We start from the raw sequence: 19,135 nt of genomic DNA on the forward strand, positions 1-19,135 counted from the left end.
CGCAAAGATCAAGGAATTCAGAGCCATAGCGACCCGCTACGAAAAGACAACGTCCAGCTACGCCGCCAATTGGCATCTCGCGGCTGCCATCATCGCCTCACGATGAATGTCCACAGACCCTAGAATTGTTTGCACTTTTCCGGATATCGGCGGAGGCCCGCCAAAGCTGCCGACGATACGTGCCAATGGCTCCATAACGGGACTTTTGCGCGCCTGAAATGGGCGCTCACACCCCTTTCAGCGGCCCTGCCCCCCTCATGGATCGGTGAAGATTTGCCGATGAAACAGCGCCGCGCTTCCGCCCGATTGTGGCCATTCTCAAGCATGACTAGTCTGCCGTGACGGATCCCCCGGTGCCCAACGTCTCCCCAGACGGAGCGCCCTTCACGGATCCATTCTGTTCCTGTTGCCCGGAGTTCCCCGATGCACCGACGTCATGTCTTCTCTCTGCTGGCCTTGCCGCTGCTTGCCGCGGGCTGCGGCGCTGCCCCTCAGGCCGTCAGCCGCAACGAGCCGCCACTGTTTCCCAATGAAACCCCGGACCTGCGCAAGAAGATCAATTACTGGTCCGACCATTACGAGGTGCCACGCTCTCTGGTGCACCGGCTGGCGGTACGGGAGAGCACCCATCGCCCAACAGCCGTCAACCGGCCCTACTACGGCCTGTTGCAGATTCTGCCCGCCACCGCGCGTTCGATGGGCTTCAAAGGCAAGCCACAGGACCTGTTGGACGCCGACACCAACCTTGAATTCTCGGTGAAATACCTGCGCGGCGCCTGGCTGCTTGCCGATGGTAGCGAGGATACCGCAGTCAAACATTACTCACGTGGCTACTACTACGAAGCCAAGCGCCGCGGCATGCTGAAGGAAACCGGCCTGAGGACCTGAACCGGCTTGCGGTGTCCATGTGGCCCGCATTCCCTGTACCAGAATGAAAAAGGGCCGCCCCTGACGGGCGGCCCTTTCAATAACCACTGGAGGGAGAGGATTACTCCTCGTCCAGCTCTTCAACAGCTTTCTGCAGATCGTCTTTCGAGACTTCTTTCTCGGTCACGGTCGCCTGATCAAACACGTGGTCGATGACCTTGTCTTCGAAGATCGGCGCACGCAGCTGCTGCTGCATCTGAGCGTTCTGCTGAATGAATTCAAAGAACTGGCGCTCCTGACCCGGGTACTGACGCGCCTGCGCCATGATCGCCTGGGTCATTTCCGCGTCGGTCACTTCAACCTCTGCCTTCTGGCCCAGCTCGGCCAGCAGCAGGCCAAGGCGCACGCGGCGTTCGGCCAGTTTGGTGTGCTCTTCGGTCGCTTCGATCTCACCGTGGTTGTGGTCGTGGACGTCCGGGTTGTCCTCGTGCCACAGCTGGTGCGCGATCTGCTGTGCTTCGGCCTCGACCAGCGACGGCGGCAGGTCAAAGGAGACCAGCTCGTCCAGCTTGTCCAGGGTGGCGCGCTTCATCACGGCGCGGGCTGCACCTGCGTATTCCGCTTCCAGACGCTCACGGATCTGAGCCTTCAGGCCTTCCAGATCTTCGGCACCGAATTTCTTCGCCAGTTCGTCGTCGATCTCGGCGGCCTTCGGCGCCTTGACCTCTTTGATGGTGCAGGAGAACACGGCTTCCTTACCCGCCAGGTGATCGGCCTGGTAGTCTTCGGGGAAGGTGACGGTGACGTCTTTTTCCTCACCGGCCTTCACGCCGACCAGCTGCTCTTCGAAGCCGGGAATGAAGGAGTTGGAGCCGAGCGCCAGCGGGTAATCTTCGGCAGAACCGCCTTCGAAGGATTCGCCGTCAACCTTGCCGACGAAATCGATCACGACCTGATCGCCATCTTCCGACGCAGCGCCCTCTTCGCGGGCTTCGAAATCCTTGGCGGTGTCGGCCAGGTTCTGCAGCGCTTCCTCGACGGCTTCGTCTTCGGCTTTGACAACCATTTTCTCAACCGAGATGACGGAGAGGTCGACTTCGGGAATCTCAGGCAGTGCCTCGTAGGACATCTCGACGTTGACGTCGTCGCCTTCTTTCCAGTCTTCGTTGGTCATCTTGACTTCGGGCTGCATCGCCGGACGATCACCGCTGTCTTCGAAGTGCTTGTTCATGGCGCCATCGACGGCTTCCTGCATCACTTCGCCCAGCATACGCTGACCAAACTGCTTGCGCAGCAGGGCCATCGGCACCTTGCCCTTGCGGAAGCCTTTCAGCTCCACTTCGGGCTGCGCTTCTGCCAGCTTCTCGTTGACCTTCTCGTCCAGCTCGGCGGCTGTGACAGTGATGGCGTAGCCGCGTTTCAGACCTTCGTTCAGCGTCTCGGTGACCTGCATCCTATACCTCATAGAGATTCGGGGCGCGCGCGCAGGCTCCGCCCCCAGACAATTTGAGGCCTTCTATGTGTCTGGGGCCTTCGGTGCAAGAGGCATTGCCCCCTTCGGTGCGACATTGGGCAGGTTTATGAGGGTTTCGTAGGGTGAAACCGACCCCGAAATGAAAAACACGCCCCGCGGGGCGTGTTCTCGTCTTTTAGCACTCCGGATACCCGGGACTTAGAATTTCCAGCGCGCACCCGCCAGGATCACGTTGCTGTCCTGGTAGTTGGTCGCGGAAGTGTCCGCATAGGAGTAATCGCGGTAGGCCAGATAAGCTTCGACGTTGTACTTGTCGACTTTCTGAACGGCTGCGATGCCCCAGGATTCAGCAGAATCGCCCGAAGTAACCATGTCCGAACCATCGTAGTAGTCGACGGAGACGGAGGTGGAACCAGCCGAAATCAGGTTCGCGCTGTAGCCCAGTTTGGCGTAGGCATAGCTGCCAGCAATGTCACGCTCGCCTGCAGCAACGGTCAGCGACAGGCCGGTCGGCTTGTGCTCGACGCCGAAGGAGCCCGCGACGTCACGGATGTCTGCCTTGCCGGTTTCCTCGGTCCAGGCTGCGCCCAGAGCTGCGTCAAACCCGAAATCACCCAGCTCGTCGTTGCTGTAGCGCACAGCGACGTCATAGGTTTCGCGGTCGTTGTTGGTTTTCAGGATGTCGGTACCGTAGGACGCCGAGAAGGTGAAACCGTTGAAGTTCACGGTGTCATAGCGCACACGGCCAAGACGGCTGCCGTCATAGTCCTTGAAGGCGTCGCCGACGGACACAGTGCTCAGAGCGCCACCTGCGGTGCGGAACGCATAACCGCCAGCCGGATCGGCAACCGCTGTGCCAGCAGCCAGACCGGTGCCGGAGGCATCGGCGAATGCAATGCCGTCAGACGCCATCGAGCCCTGACCAGCCGAGAAACGGCCGTAACGCGCGGTGTCGAATTGGAAGTCCACGTGGCGCAGGTTGGTGCGGGACCAGCTGACGTTGTCGCCCTTGGACGTCTGGTTGACGCTGTAGGAAGAGCGCAGACCAAATGCGGTTTCGAAGGCGAAGGTCAGCGTGTTTTCGCCATAGGCCTGCTTCAGGCGGAAGCCGATGCGGGAGTTGGATCCGGAGTTGTCCACGAGGCGGCTGTAGGTTTCAGCGCCATCATCGTAGTACTGGAACGCCGGGTCGAACTGGCCGTACCAGGTGAACGACCCGCCGGTGCTGTTTTCATAAGTCGGGCCTGCAAATGCAGGAGCGGCAAGCATCGGCTCTGGTTGTGAGTGTGGTGGTCATAAAGATGTCTCCTGACGTTTCGACGCGGCACGGCAGCCCCATCCCCGGCGGCTGCACCTCATACGTTGATTACCAAGGGCGTCTTCGCCGCAGCATCCTTGAAATTCCGGATGGACTGACGGCTGGAAACCCACGGCATGAACTGCGCGGAATGTTGCCAATCGCGCCCAGTGCCCGGCACCTTTAGGCCGATATCGCGTCTGTTTATGTGAGGAAGATCACACATCGCATGCGCTCAGCGCATTCCTGCCTTGATGGAAAAGCAGAGCTCCTCGCGACACATCAACTGTGCGTTATCACACTGAAAAATATAACGAAAAAGCAATCTCCTCCAAGGCCCGATTCAGCCCCGCCTCACCCCGCCAGACCGTCTAAGGGGAGATGCCATGAGACGAGGCCCCCAGGCCGGCCCCATGCAAACCCTGACCGCAAATAAAAAGGGGGCGGAGGCCATTTCCATAGCCCCCGCCCCCCGGCATGTCCGCTGACCCGATCGGGCCCGGTTAAGTCCAGCGCTAGATCCGGTCGGCCTGCGACAACACAAGCGTGCCGAGATCGCCCCCCTCGGACCAGAGCGATCGGCGCGCGTGGCGGTGCCGCCTGCTCCGCAGCGATATCCTCTATGTCGTCAAGAAAGCTTTCCAGAGCTTGGGTCGGCTGGCCAAAGGCCTTGGACATCTTCAGCTGGTCGCGGGTCACCTCAATCAGGTCCATCTTTGCGTTGCTGTTTCCACGGGAAACCTCATATCCGGACTGCGCGAAGTCCTCTTGTAGATGGGCCTGGAAGGCCGCGCCCTTGGTCGTCAGCATCATAATAAACTTCATGTCGTCAAAACCTGCCGCCACCAATTCATCGGCCATCTGGTCAATTTCCTGCGGGGAGATATCGCTCAGGTCGTAGTTAGCAAAGATTGCATCAATCGCCTCTGCGTCAGGCGACTGCGGTGCAACATGGCTGGCAGAATCTTCTGTTTTCGCCTCTTTGGCCCCCCCTTGCCCCGCCAGAACATTGACAGACCTTGTGCTCGCCGGTGCATGGGTGGCAATCGTTGAAACCTGTGCGTAGCTCATATTGAAAACCTTCTGCCATTCAATGAACCGCACACTCAGCCGATATGGTAAAAACCCCCTAAAGCGCGCGGGTATAATCGGCGGTTTTCCAAGAAAATTATTGTCCCGCCACAGAGGAACCCACGCCAGCCGCCCCAGGCCCTTCCCTCAGCTGCTGCAGAAACGCCTCGGCCGCCATCGTTGGCTGCTTTCCCTTTGGCCAAGCCACGTACCAATGACGCATGATCGGAAAGGACTTCACGTCAAGCTCCGTCAGATAGCCGTGGCGCAACTCCAGCGCGACGGTAGCCCGGCTGAGCACAGACCAACCGAGGCCCGCAATCACCCCTTGTTTGACGGCCTCATTGGCGCCCAACTCCAACCGCACGGCGGGGGCTTTCCCTGCCTCTTCGAAACAGCGCTCGGCCGCCAGCCGGGTGCCTGATCCGCTTTCCCGGGTCAGGAATGGATAGACGGACAAGTCCGCCACGCTCAGCCCCTGCCGGGTGGCCAGAGGATGATCCGGCGGCGCAATGACGATCAGCGGGTTTTCGGCAAAGCGTTCCACTTCGGCAGCCATATTCTGCGGCGGCGTGCCCAGAATATAAAGGTCATCGGCATTCTGAGCGAAACGGCTTAGGATTTCCTCGCGGTTGCAGACGGTCAGGGCAACCTCGATCCCGGGATAGTCGCTGTTATAGGCCCCGATGCGGGCGGGGATGTCGTATTTCGCGGTCGACACCACCGCCAGCCGCAACCGCCCCCGTGCCATGCCGCGCAGCTCCGCGAGGCGCATGTCCAGATCCTCGGCCTCGCCCAGCATGCGCTGCGCCGACAACAACACCACCTCTCCCGCCTCGGTCAGGAACAGGGTCTTGCCCATCCGCTCGATCAGCTTGTGACCGGTCTGCTCTTCCAGCTGACGCACCTGCGCAAAGACGGCCGGCTGCGTCAGATGCAGCGCCTCGGCAGCGCGAGTGTAAGAGAGGTGCTGCGCAACCTCCTGAAATATCTGCAATTGTCGAAGGGAATACCGCATATATACAGAATACCTTATTCTGAAACTAAAAACTATTCATTTCACTATATTTAGCCTTTGTGGCCTTCTGATCCCAATGAAGTGGCCCGCCCCCGTCGGCGGCCAGGAGGAGGAAACAAGCCCATGAACATGCAAGCCCCAGCCAAGAAATACGATGCCGGCGTCAAGGACTACCGGTCCACCTATTGGGAACCCGCATACACGCCCAAGGACACCGATGTCCTGGCCGTCTTCAAGGTGATCCCGCAGGATGGCGTGCCGCGCGAAGAGGCAGCCGCAGCCGTGGCCGCCGAAAGCTCCACCGGCACCTGGACCACGGTCTGGACCGACCTTCTGACAGATCTCGACCACTACAAAGGCCGCGCCTACCGGATCGAGGACGTGCCGGGACAGGACGAAGCCTTTTATGCCTTCATCGCCTATCCGGCAGATCTGTTCGAGGAAGGTTCGGTCGTCAATGTCTTTACCTCCATCGTCGGCAATGTCTTCGGCTTCAAGGCCGTGCGCTCCTTGCGCCTCGAGGACGTGCGCTTCCCGATCTGGTTCGTGAAGACCTGCTTTGGCCCGCCGCACGGCATTCAGGTCGAGCGCGACAAGATGGACAAATACGGTCGTCCGCTCTTGGGCTGCACCATCAAGCCGAAACTGGGTCTGTCGGCCAAGAACTATGGCCGTGCCGTCTACGAGGTGCTGCGCGGCGGTCTGGACTTCTCGAAAGACGACGAGAACGTCAACTCCCAGCCCTTCATGCGCTGGCGCGACCGCTTCCTGTTCTGTCAGGAGGCCATCGACAAGGCGCAGGCCGAAACCGGTGAGCGCAAGGGCCACTATATGAATGTCACCGCCCCCACGGTGGAAGAGATGTTCCAGCGCGCCGAATTTGCCAAGGAAATCGGCACGCCCATCATCATGTCCGACTATCTGACCGTCGGCTGGGCCGCCCACAACTCCCTGTCGAAATGGTGCCGCGACAATGGCATGCTGCTGCACGTCCACCGCGCCATGCATGCGGTGATCGACCGCAACCCCAACCACGGCATCAACTTCCGCGTTCTGACCAAGCTTCTGCGCCTTCTGGGCGGGGATCACCTGCACTCGGGCACCGTCGTCGGCAAGCTGGAAGGCGACCGCAACGCGACCTTGGGCTGGATCAACCTGATGCGCGACAAATTCGTCAAGGAAGACCGCGAGATGGGCGTCTTCTTCGATCAGGACTGGGGCAGCATGCCGGGCGTCTTCCCGGTGGCCTCTGGCGGGATCCACGTCTGGCATATGCCCGCGCTGGTCTCGATCTTCGGGAATGATAGCGTCCTGCAATTCGGCGGCGGCACCCTGGGCCACCCCTGGGGCAATGCGGCAGGTGCTGCGGCCAACCGCGTGGCGCTGGAGGCCTGCGTTCAGGCCCGCAACGAAGGCCGGGAGCTGGAGAAGGAAGGCAAGGATATCCTGATGGCGGCGGCGAAACATTCGCCCGAGCTGAAATCCGCGATGGAGACCTGGAAGGAAATCAAGTTCGTGTTCGACACCGTCGACAAGCTGGACGTGCAGCACCGCTGATCCCTGCTCAGCCCTCGAACACATCACAACAAGGACCAAGACCATGAGCACCATTCAGGACTACCCCTCCCGCCTGTCGGATCCCGCCTCGCGCAAGATGGAGACCTTCTCTTACCTTCCGGAAATGACCAAGGACCAGATCCGCAAACAGGTGGAATGGATCGTCTCCAACGGCTGGAACCCGGCGATCGAACACACCGAACCCAGCAACGCCACCGGCTATTACTGGTACATGTGGAAGCTGCCGATGTTCGGTGAAACCGACGTGGACGCGATCCTGGTCGAGCTGGACGAATGCCACGCCGCCAACCCCAAGCACCATGTGCGCCTTCTGGGATATGACAATTTCACCCAAAGCCAGGGCGCCAACATGGTCGTCTACCGCGGCGAGATGGTCTGATGCCCCTTTGCTGCCCGGCGCTCCCTCGTGCCGGGCAGCAAATTCCAAGCCCAGCAGGAGGAGCCCGCCATGAAAGACATGCTTGACGAATTTCGCGTCACCGATGCGCCCTTCTGGCGGCAGACCGGCGACGAGGTGGAGCTGTTCACCGCAGCCTGGGATGCCCGCATACCCGTCATGCTGAAAGGGCCGACCGGCTGCGGCAAGACGCGGTTCGTGGAACATATGGCCTGGAAACTGGGCCGCCCGCTGGTCACCGTCGCCTGCAACGAGGACATGACCGCCTCGGATCTGGTGGGGCGCTATCTCTTGGATGCCGACGGCACCCGCTGGCAGGACGGCCCGCTGACCTTCGCCGCGCGGCACGGCGCGATCTGTTACCTGGATGAGGTGGTGGAGGCCCGACAGGACACCACCGTTGCCATCCACCCGCTGACCGATGACCGCCGGGTACTGCCCTTGGAAAAGAAGGGAGAGCTTCTTCAGGCGCACCCCGACTTCCTGATCGTGATCAGCTACAACCCCGGCTACCAGTCCCTGATGAAGGACCTGAAACAGTCGACAAAACAACGCTTTGCGGCGATGAACTTCACCTGGCCCGAGGGTGAGACCGAAGCCGAGATTCTGGCCCATGAGGCAGGCATCGACACTGATACCGCAAGCAAGCTGGTCGAAATCGGCGCGCGCTCCCGCAACCTCAAAGGGCACGGGCTGGACGAAGGGGTTTCGACCCGGATGCTGATCCACGCCGGCCGGTTGATCAAGGGCGGCATTGCGCCGCGCGCCGCCTGCTCCATGGCGCTGGTCAACTCCATCACTGATGATCCGGATATGCGCGATGCTCTCGATGCCGCTGTCGCAACCTGGTTCTGAGACCCTGCCCGAAGACCGTGCAGCGCTGCTGAACAGCCTGCCGGGTGAGGTCGCCAAGGTCCTGCTGGCCACCCTGCCCGATGCGCGGCGCAAACTGTCGCCGCGTGCGCTGGATACCTGGTTGCGCGGCTGTGAAGCGCTGATGCAATTGGGCCGGGGCTCGGATCCTGTCATCGCCTGGATTGAAGCCGCGCCAGCCCTTGCCCGTGATCTGGGCGAGGATGTCCTTGGCGATCTGCTGCCGCTGCTGCTGGGCTTTGCCTCGCGCACCTCGGGCGCGGTGATTGCCCGGCTGCTGGAGACATCTCCGCAGGCCGCGATGCGGCTGGGCGATGCCATGCTTTTCATGGCTTACTTGCGTTTTCTGGAGCATCTTCTGGCCCGCGCGCCCCGCGCCGTGCGCCCGATGCTTGACCACCTGTCCGAACTGCTGGAGGTTCTGACCCTTGGGGGCTTACGCCGCTGGGCCGACTGGGGGGTGGAAGCGCACCGGACCAACTTCAAGGAACTGCTCGCCTATTTCTCGCTAGAGACCGAGGAAAGCCGGGCCGTCATTCAGCGCGAACGCAAGGGGACCTTGCTGGTCGATGTACAGCGGCGGTTGATGATGTACCTGCGCGCCCTTTGGGGGCGGGATTTCATGCTGACGCCAACGGCTGGCGATTTCGAGGATCGCACGGGCCTGCGCCCCTATTACGAGAGGTACAGCCTGCACCTGCCTGATGCGCTGGATGATTGGCAGGATCAGGCCGCGCTGGATCTATACCGCGCGCAAGCCGCCCATCTGGCTGCGCATCTCGCCTGTCTGCGCAAACCCATTCAGGGCGAAGGACTGAACGCCTTACAGACGGCCATGATTGGCCTCATTGAGGACGCCCGCGCAGAGGCCCTTGCCATCGCCCGCCTGCCCCGGCTGCGCGATCTTTGGGCACCGTTTCATCAGGACACCGCCCCCGGCATCGCCGGAGAGTTCGACCGCATCGCCCGCGCGCTATTGTTGCCGGATCAGGCCCCGGCTAGCGATCTTGCCGCCTGGGTACAGGGCGAATTCGCAGGTCTTGACCTGACGGATGCGGAGGCTGCCCGCGATCTGGGCCTGCGCCTTGCCGAACGCCTGCGCGGCCAGCCCTATTCGGCCTACACTGATCATCCCTCCTGTCCCTATCGCTGCGACAACCGGCTTCTGTGGGAATTCGAGGAACTGGAATTCGACACCGCATACGCCCCGCCGCCACAGGTGCGTAAATACGTCTCGGTCAGCGAAATGGTGAACGAGGTGGAGGTCGAAACCGCAGGCGAGGACGCACAGGAGATCTGGGTCCAATCGGCGGAGTTCTTTGATGACGACGGTCAAAGCTTCAACGAGAAGGAAGGCCGCGAGCCGCTGGCGCCGCCGGTGATGTATGATGAGTTCGACCACACGATCCAGATGATGCGCCCCGCCTGGGCCACGGTGCTGGAACGGCGCCCGCGTCTGGGCGACCCGACCGGGGCGGAGGCGATCCTCGCCGAACATCGCCCGGTGATGGAGCGGCTGAAGCACCGGCTGGACGCCATGCGCCCGCAGGGCATGCAGCGCATTCGCAAGCTAGAGGATGGCGATGTGATCGACATCGGCGCCGCCATCACCGCCGCCATCGACATACGCATGGGCCGCCAGCCCGACCCGCGCGTGATGATGCGCCAGGTGCACAAGACGCGCGACACCGCCGTCATGGTGCTGCTGGATCTGTCGGAATCGACGAATGATCCGGTGGGCGATGGCTCCACCGTGATGGATCTGACCAAATCGGCCTGTGTGCTGTTGTCAGAGGCGATCAACCGGGTCGGCGATGCCTTCGCCATCCATGGCTTTTGCTCGGACGGGCGCGCGCAGGTTTATTATGAACGGTTCAAGGATTTCGACCAGCCGTGGGAGGATCTGGCCACCGCCCGCCTGATGGGCGCCGAAGGGCGGCTCTCGACCCGCATGGGCACGGCGATCCGCCACGCGACGGCGCAGATGAAGCGGGTGAAGGCCACGCGCAAGCTTATGTTGGTTCTGACCGATGGGGCGCCCGCCGATATCGACGTGCGCGATCCGCAATACCTGCGCGCCGACACCCGCCGCGCGGTGGAGGAAGCCAGCCAAAGCGGCATCACCCCCTTCTGCCTGACGCTGGACCCTGGTGCCGATGCCTATGTGCAGCGGATCTTTGGCCCGCGTGGCGCGATGATCCTGGACCGGGTCGAGCGCTTGCCGGAACGCCTGCCGCAGCTTTATGCGGCGCTGACCCGCTGAGATCACGGCACCGAACGCTACAAGTCGAACTTTGGCAGGTAAACGCCTGACAAGGCGTCGATTTCCTGCGCGCACATTTCCGTCGCCGGAGACACATGATCTGCCTCTGCGGCGCCGGTGATCAGATACCAATGCCGCATCACCGGCAGATCCCGCCCGCGCAAGAGCGCCAGCCGCCCCGATGTGACCTCGTCATGCACGGTGTGCAGCGACAGGAACGCAATCCCCAGCCCCGCCAGAACTGCCTGTTTGATCGTCTCGTTCGAGGGCATCACCACCTTGTTGGGACTATGCCCCTCTGCCAACCGTTCGATAAACCGCTCCATCAGGATCCGGGTGCCGGACCCTTCCTCACGGCTGAGGAAGGTTTCCTGCAGCAGCCGATGCGGGTCATATCCGTCTTCCTGCGCCAGCGCATGATCCGGCGGCAGCACGATGCCATGCGGGTGCGGCCCCAGTGGGATCGCCCGGTGGATCACCCCGCGCGGTGGCCGCCCCATGATCGCCAGGTCATAGTCCCCCCGGTTCAGCGCCTGCATCACATCGGATCGGTTGGCCACCCGCAGCGAGATTTCCACATCCGGGATTCGGTCCTGCAACAGCCGCACCAGACGCGGCACGAAATACTTCGCCGTAGATACCGTCCCGAGCACCACATGGCCGCGCCGCCCTTGGGTCAGAGCGGTAATCTGCCGCTCTGCATGCGACAAATTCGCTTCGATCCGCTGTGCGGCGGCCAGCATCTCCTGCCCCGCCAGAGTCGGCTGAAACCCCGAACCATCGCTAGCCTTCTGTAGCAATGCCTCTCCAACTGCGCCTTCCAGGTTCTTGATTTGGCTGTGAATTGTCGGCGGCGTTTGATGCAAAAGATCCGCCGCCATGGTCAGGGAGCCTGTGTCCGCCACCGCCAGCAGCGCGCGCAATTGTTTGAGAGTGATGGCGTCGAACCGCAAATTCGAAATCCTCTAATCGATCTTTCTATTTTTTAAATTCCTTAAAAGTTCGATTTTTGCAAGCTTTGTCGCGTCAGGGAGGACAACCACATGAAAACTCTTGATCAGGTGCCCCAGGGGGCCGAGCCTGCGCTTGTTGCAGAACTGGACCGGCTGGCCGCTGTTGCTGCCGAGCTTGCCCAGCGCATTGCGCGCGGCGGCATCGACGAAAACCTTGCCGGAGCGGCGGGCACCAACACCGATGGCGATGCGCAAAAAGCGCTGGATGTGATCGCCGATGAGGCCTTCATGGCCGCCCTGCGCGAAGGCGATGTCCGTCACTATGCCTCGGAAGAGCAGGACACTGTCGTCACCATGAACCCCAAGGGGCAATTTGCCATTGCCATCGATCCGCTGGATGGCTCCTCCAACATCGACACAAATGTGTCCATCGGAACCATCTTTGGCATCTATCCGGCTGCGGACACGCCCGAGGCGTCGTTTCTGCGACCCGGCCGGGATCTTCTCGCCTCGGGGTATGCGATCTTCGGGCCGCAATGCGCGCTGATTGTCACCCTGGGCGACGGGGTGCTCAAATACGTGCTGGATCCGCAGAGCGGTACATTCCGTCTGCTGGGACAGGTCGCCGAGATCGCACCGGATTCCAACGAATACGCCATCAATACCTCGAATTACCGGCACTGGAGCAAACCGATCCGCGCCTATATCGATGATCGCGTGGCAGGGACCGAAGGGCCGACCGGCGCCGATTCCAACATGCGCTGGATTGCCTCCCTGGTGGCCGAGACCCACCGTATCCTGACACGGGGCGGGATCTTTCTGTACCCCGCTGATGGTCGGCAGGGCTATGGCCGGGGGCGGCTGCGCTATGTCTACGAATGCGCGCCCATCGCCTTTTTGATCGAACAGGCAGGCGGACGGGCCACCGACGGGCAGGACCCGATCCTGGATGCGGTCCCCGAGACCCTGCACATGCGCACCCCCTTTGTCTTCGGCTCGTCCAACAAGGTGGCACGGGTCGCCACCTATCACGATCTGCCGGACGAGGAGACATCCGCTCTCTTTGGCTTGCGCGGACTGTTCCGCGCCTGATCCTCACACCTTCAGGACATCGACATGAGCACCAAACACCCGATCATCAGTGTCACGGGGTCTTCCGGCGCGGGCACCTCGACCGTGAAAAAGACCTTCGACCAGATCTTCCGCCGCGAAGGCATTACCTCCGTTTCGATCGAAGGCGACGCCTTTCATCGCTACAACCGCGCCGATATGCGGGCCGAGCTGGAACGCAGACAGGCCGACGGCGATCACACGTTCTCGCATTTCTCCTATGACGCAAATGAGCTCGGGGAGCTGGAACGGGTCTTTCGCGAATACAGCCAGACCGGCAAGGGGCGCACCCGCACCTATGTGCACGACGCCGAGGAAGCCAAGCGGACCGGCGTTCCCCCGGGGGAATTCACCGCCTGGGCGCCCTTCCCCGATGATTCCGACCTTCTGTTCTACGAAGGGCTGCACGGATCGGTGGTGAACGATGATGTCAACCTTGCCGCGCTGGCAGATCTCAAGATCGGCGTGGTGCCGGTGATCAATCTCGAATGGATCCAGAAGATCCACCGCGACCGGGAATCGCGCGGTTATTCCACCGAGGCGGTGACCGAGACCATCCTGCGCCGGATGCAGGCCTATGTGCATTGCATCTGCCCGCAGTTTTCCGAGACCGACATCAATTTCCAGCGCGTGCCGGTGGTGGATACCTCCAACCCCTTTGTGGCGCGCTGGATCCCCACCCCGGACGAAAGCCTGGTGGTGATCCGGTTCAAGAACCCGCGCGGCATCGATTTTCCCTATCTGATGTCCATGATCGAGGGCAGCTGGATGACCCGCGCCAACAGCCTGGTGATCCCTGGCGGCAAGATGGATCTGGCGATGCAGCTGATCTTTACGCCGATGGTGATCCGCCTGGTCCGCGAAGCCAAACGTGCCTGAGGAGACTTCTCATGAATGTTCAAACCCCGGTGAAAGCCGATGAAACCCTGATGGCCAATGCCATCCGCGCTCTGACCATGGATGCGGTACAGGCTGCGAACTCCGGTCACCCCGGTGCGCCCATGGGGCTGGCGGATGTGGCAACGGTGCTGTTCAACCGCTTCATCAGGATCGACCCAAGCTGCCCCGACTGGCCCGACCGCGACCGTTTCGTGATGAGCGCAGGACATGGCTCCATGCTGGTCTATGCGATCCACCACCTGCTCGGCTACACGGATATGGACGCCGCTCAGCTGCGCAACTTCCGCCAGATGGGCGCGCGCACGGCGGGACATCCCGAATACGGCCATGCCGCAGGGATCGAAACCACGACCGGCCCCCTGGGCCAGGGGATCTCGACCGCCGTGGGCATGGCGCTGGCAGAACGCATGATGCAGGCCCGGTTTGGCGATGATCTGGTCGATCACTACACCTATGTGCTGGCCGGGGATGGCTGCCTGATGGAGGGGATCAGCCACGAGGCCATCGATCTGGCCGGGCATCTTGGCCTGTCGCGGCTGATCGTCTTTTGGGACGACAACCGGATCACCATCGACGGGCCCACGGATCTTTCGACCTCGATGAACCAGAAACAGCGGTTCGAGGCGGCAGGCTGGCATGTACAGGCCGTGGATGGCCACGCACCCGAGGCGATCGCCGCCGCGATTGCTGCCGCCCGCGCCGATGACCGCCCGTCGATGATTGCCTGCCGCACGGTTATCGGCAAAGGCGCGCCCAATATGGGTGGCAGCCACAAGGTGCACGGCGCCCCCCTGGGTGCCGAGGAGATCGCAGCCACCCGTGACGCCCTTGACTGGCCCCATGCGCCGTTTGTTATCCCCGATGGTGTGCGCAACGCCTGGGAAGACGTGGCAAAACGCGGCGCCAAGGCAAGAAAAGACTGGCAGGCACGCAAGGAAAACGCACCAAAGGCCGCGGAGTTCGACGCGGCCATGGCCCCGCCGGATGCAGAGGCGCTACACGCCGCGATCACCGCCTATAAGGCCCGCCTCAGTACCGATGCGCCAAAGGTCGCAACCCGCAAGGCCTCCGAAATGGCACTGGAGGTGGTCAATGCCACCCTGCCCAACAGCATCGGCGGCTCGGCGGATCTGACGGGGTCCAACAACACCCGCAGCAGCGCCATGCGGCCCGTCACGGCACAGGATTTCAGCAGCGATTACATCCATTACGGCATCCGCGAACACGCCATGGCCGCCGCCATGAACGGCATCGCCCTGCACGGTGGCTTCAGAACCTATGGCGGCACGTTCCTTGCCTTTGCAGACTATTGCCGCCCGGCCATGCGGCTCTCGGCCCTGATGGGGGTGCCCGTCACATACGTGATGACCCATGATTCCATTGGCCTTGGCGAGGATGGCCCGACGCATCAGCCGGTGGAAACCATCGCCTCGCTGCGCGCGATGCCAAACATGAACGTGATCCGCCCCGCCGATGCGGTGGAAACCGCCGAGGCCTGGGAGATGGCGGCCACTTCGGACACCACCCCCACGGTCTTGTGCCTGTCGCGCCAAGGCCTGCCCACCCTGCGCCGCAACCACAGCGCCGAAAACCTGACTGCACGCGGCGCCTATGTGCTGCGCGGCGGCGGCGCGCGGGACGTGACCCTGATTGCCACCGGATCGGAAGTGGAAATCGCCATGGAGGCCGCCGATCTGTTGGAAGCAGACGGGATCAAGGCCGCCGTGGTCTCCGCCCCCTGTTTCGAGGCCTTTGCCGCCCAATCCCCGGACTACCGCGCCGCCGTGCGCGGCAGCGCGCCCCGGGTCGGCGTCGAGGCCGCCATTCGCCAGGGCTGGGAGCTGTTCCTGGAACGCAGCGACGGCTTTGTCGGGATGAGTGGCTTTGGCGCCTCCGCCCCCGCCGAGGAGCTTTACCGCTACTTCAACATCACGGCCGAAGCCATCGCCGCCTCGGCCCGCCGACAGATCGAGAAAAGGACGAAGGCATGACCACGAAAGTCGCCATCAACGGCTTTGGCCGCATCGGACGCTGCACCCTGGCCCATATCATCGAAAGCGGTCGCAACGATATCGAGGTAGTGAAGATCAACGCCACCGGCCCAATTGAAACCAACGCGCATCTTCTACGCTATGACAGCGTGCATGGGCGATTTCCGCACCCTGTTGCGGTCAATGACGACACGCTGGATCTGGGCCGCGGCCCGATCAAGGTCTTCTCCACCTACAACCCAGAGGAACTCGACTGGGACGGCGTGGACGTGGTGCTGGAGTGTTCGGGTGTGTTCAATTCCAAGGAGCAATCCTCGGTCCACCTGAAACAGGGCGCGCGCAAGGTGCTGATCTCGGCCCCCGCCAAAAACGCCGACCGCACCGTGGTTTACGGCGTCAATCACCGCGATCTGCGCAGCGATGAGTTGGTGGTTTCCAACGGCTCCTGCACCACCAACTGCCTTGCACCGCTGGCCAAGGTTCTGAATGACGCCATCGGCATCGACAGCGGCATTGTCACCACGGTGCATTCCTACACAGGCGATCAGCCCACGCTGGATCGGCGTCACAAGGATCTCTATCGCGCCCGTGCGGCCTCGATGTCGATGATCCCCACCTCCACAGGTGCGGCCAAGGCCATTGGGGAGGTTCTGCCGGAACTGTCGGGCCGTCTGGATGGATCCGCCATCCGGGTGCCGACCCCGAATGTGTCTGCCGTCGATCTCACTTTCATGGCGGGTCGCGATGTGACCGAGGACGAGGTGAACGCCATCATGGCCGAGGCTGCGGCAGGAAACATGCAGCAGATCATCAGCTACGAGACCGAGCCCAAGGTCTCGATCGATTACAACCACGACAGCCATTCCTGCAATTTTGCTGCCGACCAGACCAAGGTTCTGGGCGCGCGGCTGGTGCGGGTGATGGCCTGGTATGATAACGAATGGGGCTTTTCCTGCCGCATGGCGGATACGGCCAATGCCATGGGGAGACTTCAGTGATGGACCTGCCGCAGATCGATCTTACCTCGGTCAAGGGCCGCCGCATTCTGGTACGCGCCGACCTCAACGTGCCGATGAATGAGGACGGCACAGTCAGCGATGACACCCGCATTCGCCGCTTTGCCGATGGGATGAAGCCCCTGCTGGCCGCAGGCGCGCGGCTGGTGATCCTGACCCACTTTGGCCGCCCCGAGCCGGGCGCCGAGGCCGGGCCGCATTCCGTCGAACCGCTGATCCCAGCCTTGGCACAGGCGCTGGGCCGCCCGGTCCGCTTCTGCCCGCACCTAATCGGAGAAGAGCCAGTCGCCCGCAGCCGGGGTCTGACGGATGGCACGGTCATGCTCTGCGAGAACCTGCGCCTGCATGCCGGGGAAACCGCCAATGATCTCGCCTTTGCCGCACAGCTGGCCAAGCTGGGCGATATCTACATGAACGATGCTTTCTCCTGTGCGCACCGCGCCCATGCCTCGACCGAGGCGCTGGCGCACCTGCTGCCAGCCGTCGCAGGCCCGTTGATGATCGAAGAGATCGCGGCGCTATCTGCGGCACTGGATAGCCCGAAACGCCCAGCCGTGGCGGTGGTGGGCGGCGCCAAGGTGTCCAGCAAGATCGCGGTGCTGAAGAACCTCGTTCAAAAGGTCGATCACATCATCATCGGCGGCGGCATGGCCAATACCTTTCTCTTTGCCGACGGCGCACCGATGGGCCGTTCGCTGCACGAGGCGGACCAGATCGACACCGTGCGGGAGATCCGCACGCTGGCGCAAAAGGCAGGCTGCACCCTGCATCTGCCCGAAGACGTGGTCGCCGCCTATGATTTTGCTGCCGGGGCAGCCCATGACATCACCGCCGCAGATGCCTGCCCGGCAGGCGCCATGATCCTCGATGCAGGCCCGCGTGCGTTGAAACGGTTCCAGTCGGTGCTGACCTCCTGTAAGACGATCCTGTGGAACGGGCCGCTGGGGGCGTTTGAACTCTCTCCCTTTGACCTTGCGACCCGGCATCTGGCACAGACAGCCGCCGATCTGACCCGGCAAGGGCTGGCTGTTTCTGTCGCAGGTGGCGGGGATACGGTTGCGGCCCTGAACATGGCCGGTGTATCTGGCGATTTCACATATGTCTCCTCCGCCGGGGGGGCTTTTCTGGAATGGCTGGAGGGTAAGACGCTCCCCGGCATTGCGGCGCTGCAAGGCGCGGCAGAAGCGGCCTAAGAGGTTTTCATGGCACTTATCACTCTTCGTCAACTGCTCGACCATGCCGCCGAACACGGCTACGGCGTGCCCGCCTTCAACATCAACAATATGGAGCAGGGCCTTGCGATCCTGAAGGCCGCCGCGAAATGCGACAGCCCGGTGATCCTGCAGGCCAGCCGCGGCGCGCGCTCTTATGCGGGCGACATCATGCTGCGGCACATGATCCAGGCGCTGGTGGAAATGTACCCCCATATCCCGATCTGCATGCATCAGGACCATGGCAACAACGAACAGACCTGCCTGTCGGCGATCCGCCACGGCTTTACCAGCGTGATGATGGATGGCTCGCTTGAGGCGGACATGAAGACGCCCGCCTCCTATGACTACAACGTCGAGATCACCGAGCGTGTCTCCCGCATGGCCCATTGGGTTGGCGCCTCGGTCGAAGGCGAGCTGGGCGTGCTTGGCTCGCTGGAAACCGGCGAGGCAGGCGAAGAGGACGGATCGGGCGCGGTGGGCAAGCTCTCTCAGGAACAGCTTCTGACCGATCCCGATCAGGCCAAGGATTTCGTGGCGAAAACCCAAGTGGATGCGCTTGCCATCGCCTGTGGCACCAGCCACGGCGCCTATAAGTTCAGCCGCAAACCCACTGGTGACATTCTGGCGATCAGCCAGATCGAGGCGATCCACGCCAAGATCCCCAATGTGCATCTGGTGATGCACGGCTCGTCGTCCGTGCCGCAGTACCTTCAGGACCTGATCAACGAGTTCGGTGGCGAAATGCCCCAGACCTATGGCGTGCCGGTCGAAGAGATCGAGCGCGGCATCAAGTCGGGCGTGCGCAAGGTCAATATCGACACGGATAACCGCATGGCGATCACCGGCCAATTCCGCAAGGTCGCGCAGGAAAAACCGACCGAGTTCGACCCGCGCAAGTTCACCATCCCTGCGATGGAAGAGATGGAAAAACTCTGCCTTGACCGTTTTGAACGCTTCGGCACCGCAGGCAATGCCGCGAAGATCACGCCGATCGATCTGGATGAGATGGCAAAACGCTACGGCAGCGGTGCGCTGGCGGTCTGATCTCTCCCGCGCGAAGCGAATCCGGGGGGCGTTCGCGCCCCCTGCCCCTCCCCGATATGACGAGGTTCC

At 62.1% G+C, this 19,135-nt stretch carries 16 protein-coding genes and 1 pseudogene; 12 read left to right on the forward strand and 5 right to left on the reverse strand.

What is annotated here, in order from left to right; all coding sequences use genetic code 11:
- Together AAFO90_RS18750 and AAFO90_RS18755 are read left to right on the forward strand one after the other, a co-directional pair.
- Positions 1-106: pseudogene (locus AAFO90_RS18750) on the forward strand (IS5/IS1182 family transposase); the annotation flags it as partial.
- A gap of 317 nt (positions 107-423) precedes the next feature.
- Positions 424-888, forward strand: coding sequence for a lytic transglycosylase domain-containing protein (locus tag AAFO90_RS18755; RefSeq protein ID WP_065270426.1), 465 nt, complete (start codon positions 424-426; stop codon positions 886-888).
- 100 nt (positions 889-988) lie between these two features.
- Here the strand turns inward: AAFO90_RS18755 and tig are convergent, their stop codons facing one another.
- From tig to AAFO90_RS18775, 4 genes are all read right to left on the reverse strand, one after another.
- Entirely contained in the window at positions 989-2,320 is a 1,332-nt protein-coding gene (gene tig / locus AAFO90_RS18760) for a trigger factor (RefSeq protein ID WP_347510357.1), read from the reverse strand.
- A 219-nt stretch (positions 2,321-2,539) separates the two neighbouring features.
- Complete coding sequence (locus AAFO90_RS18765; RefSeq protein WP_347510358.1) at positions 2,540-3,610, reverse strand: porin; 1,071 nt, start codon at positions 3,608-3,610, stop codon at positions 2,540-2,542.
- A 382-nt stretch (positions 3,611-3,992) separates the two neighbouring features.
- Complete coding sequence (locus tag AAFO90_RS18770; protein WP_347510359.1) at positions 3,993-4,709, reverse strand: hypothetical protein; 717 nt, start codon at positions 4,707-4,709, stop codon at positions 3,993-3,995.
- A 97-nt stretch (positions 4,710-4,806) separates the two neighbouring features.
- Positions 4,807-5,727: a LysR family transcriptional regulator gene (locus tag AAFO90_RS18775; protein WP_347510360.1), complete on the reverse strand. Its 921-nt coding sequence runs from the start codon at positions 5,725-5,727 to the stop codon at positions 4,807-4,809.
- A gap of 123 nt (positions 5,728-5,850) precedes the next feature.
- Here AAFO90_RS18775 and AAFO90_RS18780 point away from each other — a divergent pair, with 123 nt between their 5' ends.
- The 4 genes from AAFO90_RS18780 to AAFO90_RS18795 all read left to right on the forward strand — a co-directional run bounded on the left by AAFO90_RS18780 (position 5,851) and on the right by AAFO90_RS18795 (position 10,838).
- Positions 5,851-7,284: a form I ribulose bisphosphate carboxylase large subunit gene (locus AAFO90_RS18780; RefSeq protein ID WP_347510361.1), complete on the forward strand. Its 1,434-nt coding sequence runs from the start codon at positions 5,851-5,853 to the stop codon at positions 7,282-7,284.
- Positions 7,285-7,327: 43 nt separating this feature from the next.
- Entirely contained in the window at positions 7,328-7,684 is a 357-nt protein-coding gene (locus AAFO90_RS18785) for a ribulose bisphosphate carboxylase small subunit (RefSeq protein WP_347510362.1), read from the forward strand.
- Between the two features lie 69 nt (positions 7,685-7,753).
- Positions 7,754-8,557, forward strand: a complete 804-nt coding sequence (locus AAFO90_RS18790) for a CbbQ/NirQ/NorQ/GpvN family protein (RefSeq protein WP_347510363.1) — start codon at positions 7,754-7,756, stop codon at positions 8,555-8,557.
- Complete coding sequence (locus AAFO90_RS18795) at positions 8,523-10,838, forward strand: VWA domain-containing protein (protein WP_347510364.1); 2,316 nt, start codon at positions 8,523-8,525, stop codon at positions 10,836-10,838. The genes AAFO90_RS18790 and AAFO90_RS18795 overlap by 35 nt, the downstream gene beginning before the upstream one ends.
- Positions 10,839-10,855: 17 nt before the next feature.
- On the opposite strand, the gene AAFO90_RS18800 is transcribed toward AAFO90_RS18795, so the two are convergent.
- A complete protein-coding gene (locus AAFO90_RS18800) occupies positions 10,856-11,791 on the reverse strand; it encodes a LysR family transcriptional regulator (RefSeq protein WP_347510365.1) in 936 nt (311 codons plus the stop codon).
- A 90-nt stretch (positions 11,792-11,881) separates the two neighbouring features.
- Between AAFO90_RS18800 and AAFO90_RS18805 the strand changes: the two genes are divergently transcribed.
- The 6 genes from AAFO90_RS18805 to fba are packed head-to-tail and all read left to right on the forward strand — an operon-like array spanning position 11,882 to position 19,066.
- On the forward strand, positions 11,882-12,883 hold the full coding sequence (locus tag AAFO90_RS18805) for a class 1 fructose-bisphosphatase (RefSeq protein WP_347510366.1): 1,002 nt from the start codon (positions 11,882-11,884) through the stop codon (positions 12,881-12,883).
- Positions 12,884-12,907: 24 nt separating this feature from the next.
- Positions 12,908-13,780, forward strand: coding sequence for a phosphoribulokinase (locus AAFO90_RS18810; protein WP_065270434.1), 873 nt, complete (start codon positions 12,908-12,910; stop codon positions 13,778-13,780).
- A gap of 11 nt (positions 13,781-13,791) precedes the next feature.
- A complete protein-coding gene (tkt, locus tag AAFO90_RS18815) occupies positions 13,792-15,792 on the forward strand; it encodes a transketolase (protein WP_347510367.1) in 2,001 nt (666 codons plus the stop codon).
- The gene (gene gap, locus AAFO90_RS18820) at positions 15,789-16,790 is read left to right on the forward strand and encodes a type I glyceraldehyde-3-phosphate dehydrogenase (protein ID WP_065270436.1); all 1,002 of its coding nucleotides are present in this window, start codon (positions 15,789-15,791) and stop codon (positions 16,788-16,790) included. Before tkt ends, gap begins: the two co-directional genes overlap by 4 nt.
- Positions 16,790-18,001 (forward strand): phosphoglycerate kinase, encoded by a 1,212-nt coding sequence (locus AAFO90_RS18825; protein ID WP_347510368.1) that lies wholly within the window; start codon positions 16,790-16,792, stop codon positions 17,999-18,001. Before gap ends, AAFO90_RS18825 begins: the two co-directional genes overlap by 1 nt.
- A 9-nt stretch (positions 18,002-18,010) precedes the next feature.
- Positions 18,011-19,066, forward strand: coding sequence for a class II fructose-bisphosphate aldolase (fba, locus tag AAFO90_RS18830; RefSeq protein ID WP_347510369.1), 1,056 nt, complete (start codon positions 18,011-18,013; stop codon positions 19,064-19,066).
- Positions 19,067-19,135 lie beyond the last annotated feature (69 nt).

Source organism: Phaeobacter sp. CAU 1743, assembly GCF_039839315.1.
Taxonomy (GTDB): Bacteria; Pseudomonadota; Alphaproteobacteria; order Rhodobacterales; family Rhodobacteraceae; genus Phycobacter; species Phycobacter gallaeciensis_A.